The following is a 16,113-nucleotide window of genomic DNA, read 5'->3' on the forward strand; positions in this document are numbered from 1 at the left end:
CGCTACTCGACGATCCGCACGGCTTGGGCAGCCGGAATATTCTTCATCCCAAGGCTGGTGCAGTCCTGCTTGATGGTCGTACTGCCGGACCACTGGATCGTGTCCGCGAGGACCTGCGTGCAGCCGCCGGTCCCCGAGAAGTTGCCGAGATAGCTGACCTGCTGCTTGGGGAAATAGATGGCGCCGGTCAAAAGCGAGTCCGCGGTGCCGTTGAAGGTGCTCTGCGCGCTGGTGCCGGTCCTGTCGCCGTAGAACAGCACGCCGGAATAGGTGCCCGAGGTCTGCGCACTCAGCGTCACCGTGGCATTGCCGTTCATGCTGACGGTGTTGCTGCCGGCCATGAAGATGGTCACGCCGGTTCCTGAAACGACCGCGCCTGCGTTGATCTTCAAATTGCCCTGGACGACATAGACGCCGGGAGAAAGCGTGACATTGCCCTTGAGGTCCATGCCGTTGCAGTAGGTGCCGGCCTGGAGTGTTTGCGACGTTTTGCTGCCGTTGACTTTCGAGCACTGGCTCGAGGCCGCGGGCGACGGCAGGTCGGCGTAAGGATCAGCCGCCGGCAGGGCCTGGGTGATCGGTGCCTTGCAGACCATCGTGGGTGTGGTGCCAAGCGAAACGCCACCAACCGCTATCAGGCAGTCAGTCTGGAGGGTCGCCGAGCCCTGCACCTTGATGGCATCGTTGGCGTTCGAATTCGCGTTGATGACGCAGCCGATCTGCTTGAGGCTGGTGTTGCCGGAAATGCTCACCGCCTGCGCGGCCGACAGATTGAACGCCGTGTTGCAGGCATAGGCGCCATCGGTGATGAGCGCCACCGCCCGCGCCTGCTCGGGCACCTTGGTCTGCGTGAAGATCGAGGTGAACATCCGGTCCAGGTTCTGGTTGAGGATCACCTCGACCGCCTTGTTGGCCACGTTCGGCCCCGAGGTGGGCGGCGTGTGGACAACGATGGTGCCAGTGCCAAGCCCATTCTCGGTCGCCGACTGGGTAGCGGCCGTGGTGATCGCCGCCGTATCGGATCCCGCGATCTTCTCCAGCGCGCCGGCATAGGCGGCGGCGTCAGCCGTCGCCTGCAGCTTCAGGCTCGAATAATACCAGTAGGACGTCTCGACGCCGAGCCCCGCGCCGCCGACGACAATGGGCAAGGCGAGCGCGAAGATGATGGCGACATTGCCGCCCTCGCCGCTTCGCAGGCGACGAGAGACGAATTGTCCGAAAATTCGACCGAATAAGGCCATGGCGGAGCGTACCCAAGCTATCCCAGCCGTCACGTTCAGCACCCGCCGATAAACGAATGGATAATTTTTTCGCTCGACTTGCGATTTTCGGACCCCAGAAAGCGCTTTCGCACCTCCTGCGGTGACCGAGCTAAGACTTAAGGCCCAATACTCATCAGACTTAAGGCGCAATCTGCGGAGAAGCCTGCCATTTTAGCATTTGCTGCATTTTATCTTTTTCGGAAATCGGTCGTAGAGACGGCTGCGGTATTTCTCTGCCATTTCCGGCGAGGGTGCTGCTATGATTGGACGGTTCTGGGCTTCGACGCGCGGTAACTTCGCGCTGGCGACCGCGATCGCCGCGGTGCCGCTGATGCTGGTCGTGGCCGGCGCCGTCGACGTGGCGGGCACGAGCGACGACGCCGCGCAACTGCAGAACTCGCTGGACGCGGCCGGGCTCGCGGTGGGCACGAAATACCAGCCGAGCATGTCGGCCGGCGACGTGCGCCAGCTTGGCCTGACTTTCTTCGCGGCCAATATGAGCGCCGCCGACGCCGGGGAATATTCGGGCAGCCTCGCCGCCTTCCAGGCAACGGCCAGCGGTAATCCCAGCGCCTACACCATTTCGCTGTCGTCCAGCATCACCCGCCCAGCTTTCGTCAGCGGCGCGCCCGCCTGGCAAGCGATCCGCTCCGCCTCCATCCAGGTCAAGCCCGGGGCGCAGGCATGCGTCTTGGCGCTCGATCCGCATGTGGGTGCCGCCGTCAACCTGCAGGGCTCGACCAACGTCTCGATGAACGGCTGCGTGATCGCGGCCAACTCGGACGCGGCCGACGCCGTCAACCGCGGCGGCTCGGCGATCGTCAGCGCCGGATGCGTCTCGACGGTCGGCTCGACCTCGGGGATCACACCACCCAACGCCACGCTTTCATGCGACGCACCGCTCACCAACCAGTACGCCTCCTTCGATCCGCTGGCCAACGTCACTCCGCCCGCCTACGGGCTCTGCCAGTCGATGCCCAACGGCAAGACGATCACGCTCTCGCAGGGTACCTATTGCGACAAGACCTTGTCGGGAAAGATCACGCTCAACCCGGGCGTCTACCTCATGCGCAACGTCACCATAAAGCCCGGCGGCAATGGCAGCCTCACCGGCCATGGCGTGACGATCTTCCTGATGGAAGGCTCGCAGCTCTACATCAACGCCAATGATCAGGTGGATCTCTCGCCGCCGACCAGCGGCCCTTATGCGGGCATCACCATCTTCCAGGACCACGGCAACACGTCCGCGCTGACGATCAACGGCGGATCCGGCTCGGTGGTGAGCGGCTTCATCTACGCCCCCGACGCGCCCATCTCCTACGCCGGCAACTCCGACATGAATGCGCAAGGCAGTTGCCTGCGGCTGGTCGGCAAAACCGTGGAGATGACGGGGAATTCGGCCGTCAAATCGGACTGCACGGCCGAACTCGGCAATCGCGAGATGTATGCCGGCAGGATGATCACCCTGGTGAAATAGCGCCACTCGCGGGACCTCGCAGGGGAGATGGCCGCGAAGCGGCCAGAGGGGTCGTCTCGCATGGAGCGCCGGCGCCATCTCTCGTCGCAGAAGAGGTAGGCGCTTCACGCGCGGCGCCCCTCTCTGTCGCCTTCGGCGACATCTCCCCCTCAAGGGGGGAGATCACAACTCGCCGACGATATCGGCGCCCGGCTGCTCGTCGAAGAGCACCGCGCAGCCGCGCTCCAGCGCCACCTGGCTCAGGGCGTTCGCCGCCGCTTCGTCCGATGAGACGAAGTCGCCGGTCAGAACGCGCAGTTCCTCGACGGCTTTCGACATCGAGATGAGGTGCCCGGCCGCGCGATCGCTCACGCAGGCATCGACGACGCAGAGAAGATCGATGAGTTCGAAGCTGTCCATAACGGCCTCCGCCCGCGGCATCCCTTCGCGGGAATCAACGACGTGACGGGCGGCCGGGTTCCGCCCGGCGTCGTCGCGGTCACGATTTCGACGACGGCCTGGGCGGCGCCCGCTTGAGATCGAAGCGGAGCGGCAGGCAAGGCTCGAAGCAGGCGCCGCGCACCGAGCCGGTCGTGGTCGCATCGACCGGGAAAAGGACCACCATCGAGGCTTGGCGTTCCGGCCAGAGCGGCCTGCCGAAGACGAGGAAGACGCCGGCGATCAATCCTGCCAGCAATAGAGCAGCGAACAGGTTCGCGATGAATTCGCCGGGCTTGATGGATGTCTCCCAGAGCGGTTCGCTGCGCACTTTTCCTGGAATTGCTCGGGAGGCGCCCGCCACATCGCAGGAGATGGCGGGTCACCCCGTTGTCGACCGCCGATGAAGGGACTTTGCTCGACGGCCTGTGAAGCAATGAATTGCCCGCCGTGCTTGTTTCCAGAAATCTGACGGTTCGGGCCTCTGCGTCGCAGGGTGAGACCTCAGTCCCACCTGCGCCATGGGACCGTAGCCCCAGTGGCGAAACGATCGCCTTTGGCCCTGCACGCCGGCGACGGCCGATCGCTTCGGCGAGGCGCAACCAGTTGCCCGGGAGCGCGTTGACTGAGTGGCTACTCCAACACTGCCCGCGCATTTTTTCAGAAAGGCGCGGGCTCTTTTTCTCGCCGGCAGGGCCGCTCAGTCGTTCATTTCCATCGGCTGATGGCCCGGCCTTTGATGCCAGACGACCTGGCGAAAATCCGTCAGTTCGACGACTTGCTCGCAGACCGGACAGACATAGCTGTCGCAGCACGGACGAAGCGACGGCGGCGTGCCGCGCACTGCCCCGACCGGGGGACGGGTTTGCGTTCTTACACCCTGATGAAGCATCGGTTTCCTCCCTTTTTTAGTTGATTGCCTCCGCCCGATAGCCCTCCCGCGCCGCGGCTACGTCCCGGCCCGCCCGGCGTGCGGCGCGCACGTGAGCGAACTCGAGATTGTTCCGGTTGGGTATCGCGACGGCGATGACGAGATCGTCCAGACAAGTTGCCGAGGGTTCATAGGATTCTCCCCAATGGGGCGAGAAACGGGGTGACCCCTCAGTCACCGTCGTGCCAGCGCAAAAAACAGCAAATCACCGGCAGGATATGCTTGCAATACCGGTCACCCGACAAAATCGATTTCCTGCTGCGCCCGGCAATCACATTAGCAATCCCTCATTGAAAGGCGTATGAATCCGGCAGCGGTCGCCGACGATCGCAGCGTCGGGCTCCGCTTGAAGCAAGGGAGGATGTCATGGCCGAAGCTGCAATGAACGTCACCAAACTCGAATCCAAGTCGCACAACAATCCCGACGAGGTCCGCTCGCCCGCCAAGACGCGTGTCGAAATCGTGCGGCTGCCGGGCTTCACGCTCGGGCGGATGAACATGGAGCCGGGCTGGAGATGGTCCGAATGCGTGAAGCCGGTGGTCAAGACCGAGAGCTGCCAGGTCTCGCATGTCGGCTATTGCGTGTCCGGGACGATCACCGTGCGCATGGATGACGGGACGCAGAAGACCATCGAGGCCGGCACGTCCTACACCATTCCGCCCGGCCATGACGCCTGGGTGGAAGGCAATCAGCCGTTCCAGTGCATCGAGGTGCTCAGCGCCGAGCAGTATGCCAAGCCGGCGTAGCCAAGCTAATCTCCCCCTCGAGGGGAGATCGGCGACGCAACCGCTCAAAACGCGCCGGTTGCGTGCGGTTGCAACCGTTCTCACGCCCAGTGCGGCGGGTTGACAAGAGACTGGTTTTGTTCTCTTTATGTTCCGGCAAACACCTCTTACAAAAGCCTTTACTAATGCTGCGGCGCGGTATCGGGCCGGAGACGGGAGCGCGGGATGCTCGCAACGGACGCTGCTTTTGCCGCCACCATCCTGCATGCCGATCTCGACGCCTTCTACGCCTCGGTCGAGCAGCTTCTCGATCCGTCACTGCGCGGCAAGCCGATCGCGGTCGGCGGCGGCGTGGTGCTTGCCGCCTCCTATGAGGCCAAGATCTTCGGCGTGCGCGGCGGCATGCCCGGCCGCAAGGCGCGCGAGCTTTGCCCTCAACTGATCTTCGTTGGCGGGCGCTTCGGCGAATACCAGCGCCTCGGCGATGCCGCGATCAAGGTGCTCGACGATTTCACGCCGGTGGTCGAGCGCATCTCGATCGACGAGGCTTTTGCCGATGTCGCCGGCTGCACGCATCTGTTCGGGCCGCCGGAGGAGATCGCCAAAACCATCCGCCGTCGCGTGAAGGCCGAGCTCGGCCTGCCGATCTCGATCGGCGTGGCGCGGACGAAGCATCTCGCCAAGATCGCCTCGCAGGTGGCCAAGCCCGACGGGCTGGTGGTGGTCGAACTCGGCACCGAGCTCGCCTTCCTGCATGACCTGCCGGTGTCGCTGATGTGGGGCGTCGGGCCGGCGACCAAGGCTAGGCTCGCCGAGATCGGCGTCGAGACGATCGGGCAATTGGCGCGCACGCATAGCGGCGTGCTGGAGCGGCTGATCGGCCACGCCGCCGGCCAAAAACTTGCAGCGCTCGCCTGGAACCGCGACCCGCGCCGGCTGGAGACGCATCGCCGCGCGATTTCCGCCGGCGCGCAATCGGCGCTCGGCCGCAAGCCCGCGTTGCCCGGCGTCTTCGTGCCGACGCTCTTGCATCTGGCTGACCACGTCGCCAGCCGCCTGCGCACTAAGGACCGGCCCGGCCGCACGGTGACGGTGCGCGTGCGCTTTGCCGATATGCGCGCGGTCACACGCTCGGTGACGCTGGAACAGCCGATCCAGGCCACCACGATGCTCGCCGAAATCGCCGAGGAGCTGGTGCGCGGAGTGCTCGCCGCCCATCCGGGCGAGAGGGAAATCTCGCTGCTGGCGATCTCGGTCTCGCATCTGGAGGAGCATGCCGAGCTGCAGCTCGAGCTGCCGCTCGGGCTCGCGGACGAAAAGCTGAAGCCGGGCAGCCGCCGGGGGCTGGCCCGCTTCGGCGCCGACCGCGCCGTCGACAAGATCCGCCGGCGCTTCGGCAAGGAGGCGGTCGGCTACGGCACCGTGGCGCTGGAAGCGGCGCGCTCGGTGCCGGATGCATTCCGGGAGTTGGCGGAGAAGGAGTTGTAATTGGCGAAGGCGGCGGGCGCGCGTAATCTCCCCCTTTGAGGGGGAGATTACGCTCCGCCGCCCTGCGTCCTCAGAGCGCGCTCATCCCATCACCGCCCAATCCAGCCGCATCGCCGCGCTCATCGTTTGCCCATGGTCGAGCTCCGTCAGCCCCTCTCCGTGATGCGCATCGACGGGATGCGATACCGGCTCGAAGCAAAAGAAGCCGGCATCGGGCGACGGCGAATAGAGGATGTAGACATCAAGCTCCGGCGGGGCGGTGAGCGTGATCGCGATCCCCTCTTCCATTTGCACGATCCTGGCGTGGCCATTCCATCCGTCGAAGGCGTTGTTCACCCAATCCGGCGGCAGCGGGATAGGGCGCTCGAAATCCCAAGCCGGATGCTCGCTCACCGGCACGACGCCGACAGGCAAATGGCGCTCGTCCTCCAGCCAGACGCGCCTGGCCTTCGCCTCCAGCAGGGTTGTGTCGCCGCGTGGGAACCAGGGATGGAAGCCGAGGCCGTAAGGCAGGCGCATGCCGGCGCGGTTCTCCACCGTCAGCCACGCGTCGAGCGCGCCGTCGCGCAGCGCGTAGGTGACGGTGGCCCTGTAGCGGTAAGGACCGATCGCGCCGTCTTCGAGCACCAGCTCCGCCTCGGTGTCGGTGCGGTGGGCAAGCCGCCACGGTTTCTGGAAACCGTCGCCATGGATCGGGAAGGTCTCGCCCGGCACGTTCGGCTCGACGGCATGGAAACGGCCTTCGAAGAAAAAGCCGCCGCCGGAAATGCGGTTCGACCACGGCACCAACAGCTGGCAGCCGGACGTGCCGGTGCCGTCGCCTGGCTTGAGCAGCGGAACCGGCGCGCTGCCAATCACCAGCGCGTCATAACGGGCGATCGCCGCGCCGTTCTCCGGCGCCAAAACCAGCCTTGACTGCCCGTCATTCAGCTCGATCGCGCCGGCCATGCTCACCAGCCGCCGTCGATGGCGATGTTCTGGCCGCTGATCATGTCGGAGACCGGCGAGACCAGGAACAGCACGAGTTCGGCGACATTCTCAGGCTCGATGCGCTTCTTCAGGCTTTGGTTCTCGAGGATCCAGTCATTGTACTGCTTCAACCGGTCGCCGAAGACGCGCTCCTCGGCCTCCGAGACCACCGCGCCCGGCGACACGGCGTTGACCCTGATGCCATGCGGGCCGAGCTCGCGCGCCAGCGATTTGGTGAGGCCGAGCATGGCGCCCTTCGAAGCGACATAGGGCACGTAACCGTCCCAGCGGCCGTTGAGCGTGATCGAGCAGAAGTTGACGATCTTGCCGTAGGCCTTGGCCTTCATGCCCGGCGCGCAGGCGCGCACAAGCGCGAAGGCGGCCGAGGAATTGACGCGGATCTGTTCCTCATACTCGGTGAGCGAAAACTCCTCGAAGGGCCGATTGATGATGAGCGCCGCGTTGTTGATCAGGATGTCGATGCCGCCTTCCTTCGCCGCCAGCGCCGCAACAGTCGCTTCCGCTTCGGCAAGGCGGTTGAGATCGCAGCCGACGAAGGCGATATCGCCCTTGGCCTGCCCGGCAAGCGCGGCCACAATCTGCGCGGCGTCTCCGATGTCCGGTCGATCGAGCACCAGGACGCGCGCGCCGGCCCGCGCCAGCGTCACCGCCTGCGCCCGGCCGAGCGAGCCCAGCCCGCCCGTCAACAGCACGATACGATCGCCAAGCACCTTCATCGCCGCCACCTCACAATACGCCGTGGACTTCGTCGATCGAGGTGTCCTCGATGCGCTTATCCAGCACGATCTCGCCGCGCGCCATCGCCACGATGCGGTCGCAGCATTCGAAGACGTGGTGCATGTTGTGGCTGATGAAGACGCCCGTCACCCCCTGCTCCTTCAGGCCGCGCACGAAGCCGATCACCTTGTTCGTCTCCTTGACCGAAAGGTGGTTGGTCGGCTCGTCGAGGATCATCACCTTCGACTTGAAATGCATGGCGCGCGCAATCGCAACACCTTGGCGCTGGCCGCCGGAGAGCTCGCCGACGAGCGCGTCGGGCGAGCGCAGATGCAGATCGACATTGGCGATCGCGCGTACGCTCTCCTCGGCCATCTTCTTCTGGTCGAGGATGCCGACGCCGAGGACCGAGAAGCGCGTCGGCTCGCGGCCGATGAACAGGTTCCTGGCGATCGACATGGTGGGGACCATGGAGTTGTACTGGTAGATGGTCTCGATGCCGAGAGCCATCGCATCGCGCGGCGTCGCGATGCTGACCGGCCTGCCCTCGACCTGGATTTCGCCCTTGTCGGCGCGGTGGACGCCGGACAGGATGTTGATGAGGGTCGACTTGCCGGCGCCGTTGTCGCCGACGAGGCCAAGCGCCTCGCCGCGCCGGAAGTCGAGCGTGACGCCTTTGAGGGCATGCACGCCGGAATACCATTTGTGGAGGTTGCGCACGGAGATGATGGCGTCGCTCATGCTTCAGCCCTCCATCTTGATGGCCTTGGCGCGCTTGCGCATCCAGGCGTTGGCAACGACGGCGAAGATGGTGAGGAACCCGATGGCGAACTTGAACCAGTTGGCATCGACGTGGCTCAGCACAAGGCCGTTGTCGATGACGCGGATCAGCGTGGTGCCGATGATGCCGCCCATGACGGTGCCGATGCCCCCGGCGAGCGAGGCGCCGCCGATGACGGCGGACGCCACCGCCTGCAGTTCCATCCCCTCGCCGATCGAGGGCAGCGGCGAGCCAAGCCGCAGCACCTGCAACATGCCGGCGAAGCCGGAGAGCACAGAGCAGAGCATGAAGCAGACGACTTTGACCCTGGCGGTCGGGATGCCCATGGCGGCGGCCGCAGGCAGGAAGCCGCCCGTGGCCTTTATCCAGTTGCCGAAATTGGTGCGCGACAGCATCAGCGAGGTGAGCACGGCAACCGCCGCGAACCACAGGAACGACATGCGGAACATGTTGCCCGGCCCGACGAAGGAGGTGAACAGCCAGTTGGGCAGGTCGGCAGGCAGCAGCGGCGGAAAGCCGCCGGAGACGACGACGGTGAGCGAGCGCGCCATGAACAGCATGCCGAGCGTGGTGATGAAGCTCGGTATGGCAAAGCGGATGGTGACGTAGCCGTTGATCAAGCCAATGGCCGCGCAGACGAGCAGCCCGGCGAGCAGCGCCAGCGGGAACGGTGCGCCGTGCACCATCAGCACCGCCATCGTCATCGGCATCAGCGCGAAGACCGAGCCGACGGAGAGGTCGAACTCGCCGCTGATCATCAGGATGGTGACGCCGATGGCGACGAGGCCGGCCTCCGGCAGGATGCCGAGGATGCCGCGCAGGTTGTCCTGGTTGAGGAACACGCCGTGCGAGCGTACCTGGAACAGGGCGATGAGCAGCACCAGAAGGATCAGCCCGGCCAGCTCCGGCTTTTCGAGATAGGTCTTGAACAGGCGCTTCAACGAGGGGCTCCGGCGGTTCGAGATTTCCAAGATGACCGGCAACGCCGATCAAAGGCTTGAGGTTCTTGTTCTACGCAATTCCGGACGGGAAACCGCTGCGCACTTTTCCTGGAATTGCTCTCACGCTCGGAGACCGTTTCGAAACTCGCTCCTGCGAGTCATATGAAGGTGTTTTCGAGAACCGGAGCGGAGCGTACATTTGAGTACGTGAGCACCGGAAGCGCAGAAACGCCTTCAGATGGCCGCAGGAGTGGAGTTTCCAAACGGTCTCAGCGCATGCCTTGCGCGGAAAGCGCCATGATGGCGTCGGCGTCCTTCTGCCGCACGATGCCCTGGCCGGTATCGATGTCGGAAGGAGCCAGACCGACCTTCTTGTTGAGATAGGCCTCCATCACCGGCATGAAGCCCTGCATGTAGGGCTGCTGGTCGACCAGCGCCTGGACATAGCCCTTCTGCATCTGCTGCAGCACTTCGGGCACGAGGTCGAAGCCGCCGAGCAGGACCTTGCCGGGCGCCACGCCGCGATCAGCCAGCACCCGCGCCACGCCGGCGCACCAGAAGCCGGTGTCGAAATAGGCCGTGGTGTCGGGATGCGCGTTGAGATAGGCACCGACGCGGTCGGAGGTGATGGCGAGGTCGGTGCCGCTGTCGATGCGCTCCCACGATACATCGCGGTCGGCATGGGCGGCCTTGTATTCCTCGAGGAACTGCATGACGCCGGCGCCGCGGGTTTCCGACCAGTTCTGGCCGGGAGCCGAAATGCCGACCAGCACTTTGATCGGGCCGTCCTTCGGGAAGTTCTCGGAAATCGCCTTGGCGAGCGAATAACCGGCGGGCTTGAAGCCTTGGCCGACGAAGGCCAGGCGCGCATTGCCCTTGGCGCCTTCGGTGTCGTCGACATTGACCGCGATGACCAGCACGCCGGCGTCGCGCGCCTCCTTGATGACGTCGTCGAAGGCATGGTCGTCGACGATGGAGGTGAGCAGCGCGTCGGGCTTGGCGGCAAGGGCGGCGCGCATGTTGGCGACCTGCTGCTCGATGGAGCCCTCGGTCTGGGTGAAGACCATGTTGCAGGTCGCCTCGACCTTGGCGCAGCCATCGTCGAAACCTTTCTTCACCGCCTGCCAAAAAGTATTCGAGGCCGACGAATGATGCGTGAAGACGATGTTGAGGCCGTCGGCTCTGGCCACGGATTGCCCGCCGACAAGGGCTGCGCCGAGCAGAAGCATTGCAGTCAGTTTTCTCATGTCTGTTCCTCCCTTTGGATCTTTCTAGATGTCCGCCTTGTCGCTGACGCGGCGGTGGACGGTGTAGGCCTTGCCAAGATCGGGACTGAGCGCCAGCCCCAGCCCCGGCCCCGGCGGCACGGTGATCATGCCGTCCTTCACCTCGGGCAGTGCCGTCACCAGGTCGCGGTACCAAGTGCGGTAGAAGGCGCGCACGCTTTCCTGGACGAGCGCGTTGGGCGCGTTCAGCGACAGATGCGTCGAGGCGGCGAGCACGACCGGACCGGTGCAGTCATGCGGCGCCACCGGCAGCCGCCAGGCCTCGGCCATGGCGGCGATCTTGCGCGCCTCTGACAGGCCGCCGCACCAGGAGATGTCGAGCATGACGATGCCGGCAGCACCGGTTTCCAGAAGGTCGCGAAAAGCCCAGCGGCTGCCCAGCGTCTCCGAGGCCGAGATCGGCGCGGGGCTCGCCGCGGCATAGCGCTTCAGGTCGCCGAGGCTGTCCATGCGGATGGGGTCCTCGTGCCAGTAGGTGGCGTAGGGCCTCAGCGCCTCGGCGATCCGCATGGCCGGCAGGAGCTGCCACATCGAGTGGAACTCGACCATGACGTCCATCCGGTCGCCGACGGCTTTGCGAATCTTCTCAAAGGGTTCGAGCGCCGCCTTCAGGTCGGCCGCCGAGATGTCGTTGCCTCGCGTCTTTTCGGCTGCGTGGTCGAACGGCCAGATCTTCATGGCGGTGATGCCGTCCTCGAGCAACTCCTCGGCCAGTTCGCCGGCGCGGGTGAGGAAGGCGTTGAGGTCGTCGTAGTCCCGTTTCGCGCCGATGCCGTAATTGGCGGTGGTCTGGCCCTTGGCGTCCTTGATGTATTCGGTGCCGGCGCAGGTGTTGTAGGTGCGGATCGAGCGACGGCTGAAGCCGCCCAGAAGCTGGGCAATCGGCTGGCCGGTGGCCTTGCCGAAAATGTCCCACAGCGCGATGTCGAAAGCGGAATTGCCGCGCACCTCGGCGCCGCTGGAACGGAAGCCGAGATAGCCGACCAGATCAGCGGCCAAAAGGTCGATAGCAAGCGGATCGCGGCCGATCACCCTGGGCGCGACATATTCGTGCAGATATTCCTCGACAGTGCGCGACAGGTAGAAGGTCTCGCCGAGGCCGGTGATGTCAGCGTCGGTATGGACCTCGACCCAGAGCAGGTTGGGCCGCTCCTCGATGCGGACGGTCTCGATGGCGCGGATCTTCATGTCAGGCAATCCCCGCATCGAGCAGCGCCTTGACGCTCTTGTCGAAATGTTGCGCCATGTGCTCGGCCGCCAGCCGCGGATCGCCCTTGAGGATAGCGTCGGCGATGTCCTCGTGGCCCTTGATCATCTTGAGCTGGTCCTCGTCGGACGAGCGGGTGCGCCAGCCGATGACCCAGGTGCGTCGCGTCACGCCGCTGAAGGCGGTGACGATCAGCGAAAACACCGGATTGTGCGAGGCGGCCGCGATCGCCTCGTGGAAGGCGATGTCGTGCTCCATGACGGTCTCGGGATTCTTGAAATTCTCGCGCATCAGCCGAGCTGCGTCGGCGATAGCAGCGGCCTCCGTTTTGGTGCGGCGGAGCGCCGCCAGCGCGACGGTGCGCATCTCGATGGTACGCCTGACGTCATAGACCTGCTGGACGCTGATCTGCTGGGTGGTGATGCCGTGCTCGATGACCATCGACATGGCGCCGGTGTCGAGCTTGGCGACGGTGGCGCGGCGACCGGCGCTCAGGTCGATCAGGCGCATGGCCGAAAGCGAGCGGAAGGCCTCGCGCACGACGGTGCGGGAGACGTTGAGCTGGCGCGTCATGGCAGCCTCGCTGGGCAGCGGATCGCCCGGCGCCAAGCCTTCCGAGCGGATGTGCTGGGTGATCGCCTGGATCGCCGTGCTGACCAGGCCAGGACTCGGCTCACCCGGTGGGTCCGTCTGCTCTTGCATTCCGCTCCCTCGAAAACCTGTATGACAGGTTGTTATTGAATTGCTCATAGTTCAGGCAAAAGATATATGTCAAGCCGATTTCTGGATGTGTGCCCGGAGGCACCCTCATGCTCGAAATGAAAGCCAGCCTGATCTTCGACGCGCGCGACGTTGTCGGCGAAAGTCTGGTGTGGGACGAGCGCCGTGAAAGGCTGGTCTGGGTCGACATCATCGGCCGCAGGGTCCATCAGCTGGACCCGTCGAGCCGAGCACATGAAAGCTGGGCGACGAGCGACCTTGTCACCTCGGTCGGCCTGCGCAAGGACGGCGGCGCGATTGTCGGCCTGCGCAAGGACATTGCACTGTGGGATTTCGGCGGGCCGTTCCAGACGATCGCGGCGATCGAGCCCGACCGGCCGGGAACACGGCTCAACGAGGGCGTGGTCGCGCCGGACGGCTCGTTCTGGATCGGCACGATGGCCAACAACATTGGTCCGGACGACGCGCCGATGGCGATCACAAGCGATGAGGGCCGGCTCTACCGGGTCGATCCGGACGGCAATGTGAGAAGCCTGAGTGAAGACCGGTTCGGCATCACCAATACCATGGTGTGGCTGCCTGACGGGCGCTTTATCACCGCCGACACGATGAAAAACGCGCTCTATAGTTATGACTGGGACAGGGAGGCGGAACGGCTCGGCGAAACGCGCCCCTTCTTCGCCGGTTTCGAGCGCGGCCTGCCGGACGGCTCCTGCCTCGACGCCGAGGGTTATGTCTGGAACTGCCGGGTGGTGGGCGGACGCTGCCTTGCCCGCATCGCGCCCGACGGCAGGCTGGACCGGATTGTCGAGCTGCCCTGCAGCTGGCCGACGAGCTGCGCCTTCGGCGGCCCAAACCTCGATACGCTGTTCGTCACCTCCGCCCGCTTCACGATGAGCGCGGAGCATCTCGGCGCAAACCCGCACGAGGGCGGCCTGTTCGCGCTACGTCCGGGAGTGCGGGGCGTGCCGGGCAATCGGTTTGGGTAATCTTGCCGCGAGAGGGAGATCGGCAGCAGCGTTCAAAAAAGTTCTCCATCGCTGTCGGACTGGCCAAGCCTCGTTCGTCATAGGAACATAGACCGGCAATCAGAGGAGAAACGATATGCCCAGCACCGTCCGCCTGCACCGCGTCCTGGCAACCAAGCCCGAGAAAGTCTATCGCGCCTTCATCGAGGCGGACGCGCTGGCGAAATGGCTGCCGCCGAACGGCTTCACCTGCACGGTACATCACCTGGAAGCAAAGGTCGGCGGCACGTTCAGGATGTCCTTCCGCAACTTCACCACGGGCGACAGCCACGCCTTCGGCGGCGACTATGTCGAGCTGGTTCCGGGCGAGCTCGTCCGTTACACGGACAAGTTCGACGATCCCAACCTGCCCGGCGAGATGCAGGTGACCGTGAGCCTGAAGAAGGTCTCGGTCGGCACGGAGATGGAGATCACCCAGGCCGGCATACCGGACGCCATTCCGGCCGAGGCCTGCTATCTCGGCTGGCAGGAATCGCTCAAGAACCTGGCAAGGCTCGTCGAGCCGGAGATCAATCAGTAACAACCGGTTGCGATGCCTATTGCGGCCGGCCGCGACATCGAAGTATGTCCCGGCCGGCACGCGGCCCGATTTCCAATTTGTGAAGTTACGCGTTTCCCCCGCTTGCCAGAATGGCTGCGTTGGGCTGGATTGAGCAAAGCCGAGCTCGAATGCGCCGAACGGACAGGCAGGGGGGCCGCGATGGAGCCGAATCCGGCCGGATCATCACCGAGCGACGACAAGATCGAGCATTACGATCTCGGCCTCTGCCTGTCGGGCGGCGGCTATCGCGCCATGCTGTTCCATGCCGGCGTGCTCTGCCGGCTGAACGAGGCAGGCCTGCTTGCGAAAATCGACATGGTGAGCTCGGTCTCCGGCGGCTCGATCGCCGCCGGGTTGCTGGCGGTTCTCTGGCCGCGCCTCACCTTCGCCAATGGCGTCGCCAGCAATTTCCACGAGCTTTACCTCACGAAGATCCTCGCTTTCTCGCAGGTCTTCCTCGACGCGCCTTCGATCCTCAAGGGCGTGCTCAACCCGTTTTCGAGCGCGGCGCGCGAAGTCGCGGCCTCCTACGAGCGCCACCTGTTCGACGGCTCGGGGCCGACGCTGAAGAGCCTGATCGGACGTCCCTGGTTCGTGTTCTGCTCCAGCAATCTCAGCACCGGCTCGCTGTTTCGCATGTCCAACCGCTACATCGCCGATTATCGGATCGGCGTGGCCAAGCATGCGGACTTGCCCGTCGCGACCGCGGTCGCGGCGTCATCCGCCTTCCCGCCGTTCCTGTCGCCGCTCAGGCTCGATCTCACGCAATTCGAGTGGGAGAACGACAGGCTCGACGCGAGCGTCGGCCCGCCGATCCCGGCCGGGCGCGCCGTGCTCACCGATGGCGGCGTCTACGACAATCACGGCATCGAGCCGGCGCTGAAGCGCTGCCGCTGGCTGCTGGTCAGCGACGCCGGCGCGCCCTGGCAGGCGTCGGGCTCTGGCTACTGGAACTGGTTCTCGCAGTTGAAGCGGGTGCTCGACACCACAGACAACCAGGTGCGCTCGCTGCGGCGGCGTGATCTCGTCGCCCGCTTCCAGGCGGCGAAGGATGCCGAGGCCCTGCCCAATGACGCGGCCCGGCCCGACTATGCCGCCACCCGCGGCGTCTACTGGTCGATCACCAGCAAGCCGGACACTGCGGAGCCGACATTCGTGCAGAGCGCGGCAATCGCGCCCGCCGATATCGGCACGTCGCTGCATTTCCTCGGGGCCAAGGAAACGGTCGACCTGGTGAACTGGGGCTATTGCGCCAGCGACCAGGCGCTGCGGAGCTGGTACGCGCCGGCGCCGCCGGCGGGCAAAGGCGTGCTGCTGAAAACAGGCGATGTGAAGCCCGGCCGCTGCGCGGTGGTGTCGAAGGCGCTGATGAGTGTTTTCAAGATTTGAGGGCATTGGGAGACTTGGTTTCCTCGCCCGCACAAAGTGGGGAGAGGAACCCAGGTGCGCATTCGCTGGCGGGACAGCGCCCCCCTCTGCCCTGCCGGGCATCTCCCCCACACGGGCCCACAAAGGGGGGAGATCACGCGCTCCGCCGCTTTCACCAAATCACCGTCGTGGCGCAATCCAAACGGGTTCGTGCCTCGCAGCGGTCCGTGCTA

At 64.9% G+C, this 16,113-nt stretch carries 16 protein-coding genes; 6 read left to right on the forward strand and 10 right to left on the reverse strand.

Features of this window, described 5'->3' with window-relative positions; all coding sequences use genetic code 11:
- Nucleotides 1–2 precede the first annotated feature (2 nt).
- Nucleotides 3–1,241 carry a TadE/TadG family type IV pilus assembly protein gene (locus EH240_RS26345; protein ID WP_125004090.1) on the reverse strand — a complete coding sequence of 413 codons (1,239 nt, stop codon included), beginning with the start codon at nt 1,239–1,241 and terminating at the stop codon, nt 3–5.
- Nucleotides 1,242–1,521: 280 nt separating this feature from the next.
- Here EH240_RS26345 and EH240_RS26350 point away from each other — a divergent pair, with 280 nt between their 5' ends.
- On the forward strand, nt 1,522–2,739 hold the full coding sequence (locus EH240_RS26350; RefSeq protein ID WP_125004092.1) for a TadE/TadG family type IV pilus assembly protein: 1,218 nt from the start codon (nt 1,522–1,524) through the stop codon (nt 2,737–2,739).
- A 162-nt stretch (nt 2,740–2,901) separates the two neighbouring features.
- Here EH240_RS26350 and EH240_RS26355 read toward each other — a convergent pair whose 3' ends face one another.
- Together EH240_RS26355 and EH240_RS26360 are read right to left on the reverse strand one after the other, a co-directional pair.
- Nucleotides 2,902–3,138 carry a hypothetical protein gene (locus tag EH240_RS26355; protein ID WP_125004094.1) on the reverse strand — a complete coding sequence of 79 codons (237 nt, stop codon included), beginning with the start codon at nt 3,136–3,138 and terminating at the stop codon, nt 2,902–2,904.
- A gap of 79 nt (nt 3,139–3,217) precedes the next feature.
- Nucleotides 3,218–3,487 carry a polymerase gene (locus EH240_RS26360; RefSeq protein WP_245436396.1) on the reverse strand — a complete coding sequence of 90 codons (270 nt, stop codon included), beginning with the start codon at nt 3,485–3,487 and terminating at the stop codon, nt 3,218–3,220.
- A gap of 966 nt (nt 3,488–4,453) precedes the next feature.
- Here EH240_RS26360 and EH240_RS26365 point away from each other — a divergent pair.
- Together EH240_RS26365 and dinB are read left to right on the forward strand one after the other, a co-directional pair.
- On the forward strand, nt 4,454–4,834 hold the full coding sequence (locus EH240_RS26365; RefSeq protein ID WP_125004096.1) for a cupin domain-containing protein: 381 nt from the start codon (nt 4,454–4,456) through the stop codon (nt 4,832–4,834).
- A 204-nt stretch (nt 4,835–5,038) separates the two neighbouring features.
- On the forward strand, nt 5,039–6,301 hold the full coding sequence (dinB, locus tag EH240_RS26370; protein WP_125004098.1) for a DNA polymerase IV: 1,263 nt from the start codon (nt 5,039–5,041) through the stop codon (nt 6,299–6,301).
- 81 nt (nt 6,302–6,382) lie between these two features.
- Here the strand turns inward: dinB and EH240_RS26375 are convergent, their stop codons facing one another.
- The 7 genes from EH240_RS26375 to EH240_RS26405 all read right to left on the reverse strand — a co-directional run bounded on the left by EH240_RS26375 (nt 6,383) and on the right by EH240_RS26405 (nt 12,925).
- Complete coding sequence (locus tag EH240_RS26375; protein ID WP_125004100.1) at nt 6,383–7,249, reverse strand: aldose 1-epimerase; 867 nt, start codon at nt 7,247–7,249, stop codon at nt 6,383–6,385.
- A 2-nt stretch (nt 7,250–7,251) separates the two neighbouring features.
- On the reverse strand, nt 7,252–8,007 hold the full coding sequence (locus tag EH240_RS26380) for an SDR family oxidoreductase (protein WP_125004102.1): 756 nt from the start codon (nt 8,005–8,007) through the stop codon (nt 7,252–7,254).
- A 10-nt stretch (nt 8,008–8,017) separates the two neighbouring features.
- A complete protein-coding gene (locus EH240_RS26385; protein ID WP_125004104.1) occupies nt 8,018–8,749 on the reverse strand; it encodes an ATP-binding cassette domain-containing protein in 732 nt (243 codons plus the stop codon).
- Nucleotides 8,750–8,752: 3 nt separating this feature from the next.
- Nucleotides 8,753–9,730 carry an ABC transporter permease gene (locus tag EH240_RS26390; RefSeq protein WP_125004106.1) on the reverse strand — a complete coding sequence of 326 codons (978 nt, stop codon included), beginning with the start codon at nt 9,728–9,730 and terminating at the stop codon, nt 8,753–8,755.
- 269 nt (nt 9,731–9,999) lie between these two features.
- Complete coding sequence (locus EH240_RS26395; RefSeq protein WP_125004108.1) at nt 10,000–10,977, reverse strand: sugar ABC transporter substrate-binding protein; 978 nt, start codon at nt 10,975–10,977, stop codon at nt 10,000–10,002.
- Between the two features lie 24 nt (nt 10,978–11,001).
- Nucleotides 11,002–12,204: a mandelate racemase/muconate lactonizing enzyme family protein gene (locus tag EH240_RS26400; protein WP_125004110.1), complete on the reverse strand. Its 1,203-nt coding sequence runs from the start codon at nt 12,202–12,204 to the stop codon at nt 11,002–11,004.
- Nucleotide 12,205: 1 nt separating this feature from the next.
- On the reverse strand, nt 12,206–12,925 hold the full coding sequence (locus EH240_RS26405) for a FadR/GntR family transcriptional regulator (RefSeq protein ID WP_125004112.1): 720 nt from the start codon (nt 12,923–12,925) through the stop codon (nt 12,206–12,208).
- 107 nt (nt 12,926–13,032) lie between these two features.
- Here EH240_RS26405 and EH240_RS26410 point away from each other — a divergent pair, with 107 nt between their 5' ends.
- The 3 genes from EH240_RS26410 (at nt 13,033) to EH240_RS26420 (ending at nt 15,901) form a co-directional block, all read left to right on the forward strand.
- The gene (locus EH240_RS26410) at nt 13,033–13,932 is read left to right on the forward strand and encodes an SMP-30/gluconolactonase/LRE family protein (protein ID WP_125004114.1); all 900 of its coding nucleotides are present in this window, start codon (nt 13,033–13,035) and stop codon (nt 13,930–13,932) included.
- 115 nt (nt 13,933–14,047) lie between these two features.
- The gene (locus EH240_RS26415; protein ID WP_125004116.1) at nt 14,048–14,491 is read left to right on the forward strand and encodes an SRPBCC family protein; all 444 of its coding nucleotides are present in this window, start codon (nt 14,048–14,050) and stop codon (nt 14,489–14,491) included.
- 180 nt (nt 14,492–14,671) lie between these two features.
- Nucleotides 14,672–15,901 carry a patatin-like phospholipase family protein gene (locus EH240_RS26420; RefSeq protein ID WP_125004118.1) on the forward strand — a complete coding sequence of 410 codons (1,230 nt, stop codon included), beginning with the start codon at nt 14,672–14,674 and terminating at the stop codon, nt 15,899–15,901.
- The last annotated feature ends 212 nt before the right edge of the window (nt 15,902–16,113 follow it).

Source organism: Mesorhizobium tamadayense (genome assembly GCF_003863365.1).
Taxonomy (GTDB): Bacteria; Pseudomonadota; Alphaproteobacteria; order Rhizobiales; family Rhizobiaceae; genus Mesorhizobium; species Mesorhizobium tamadayense.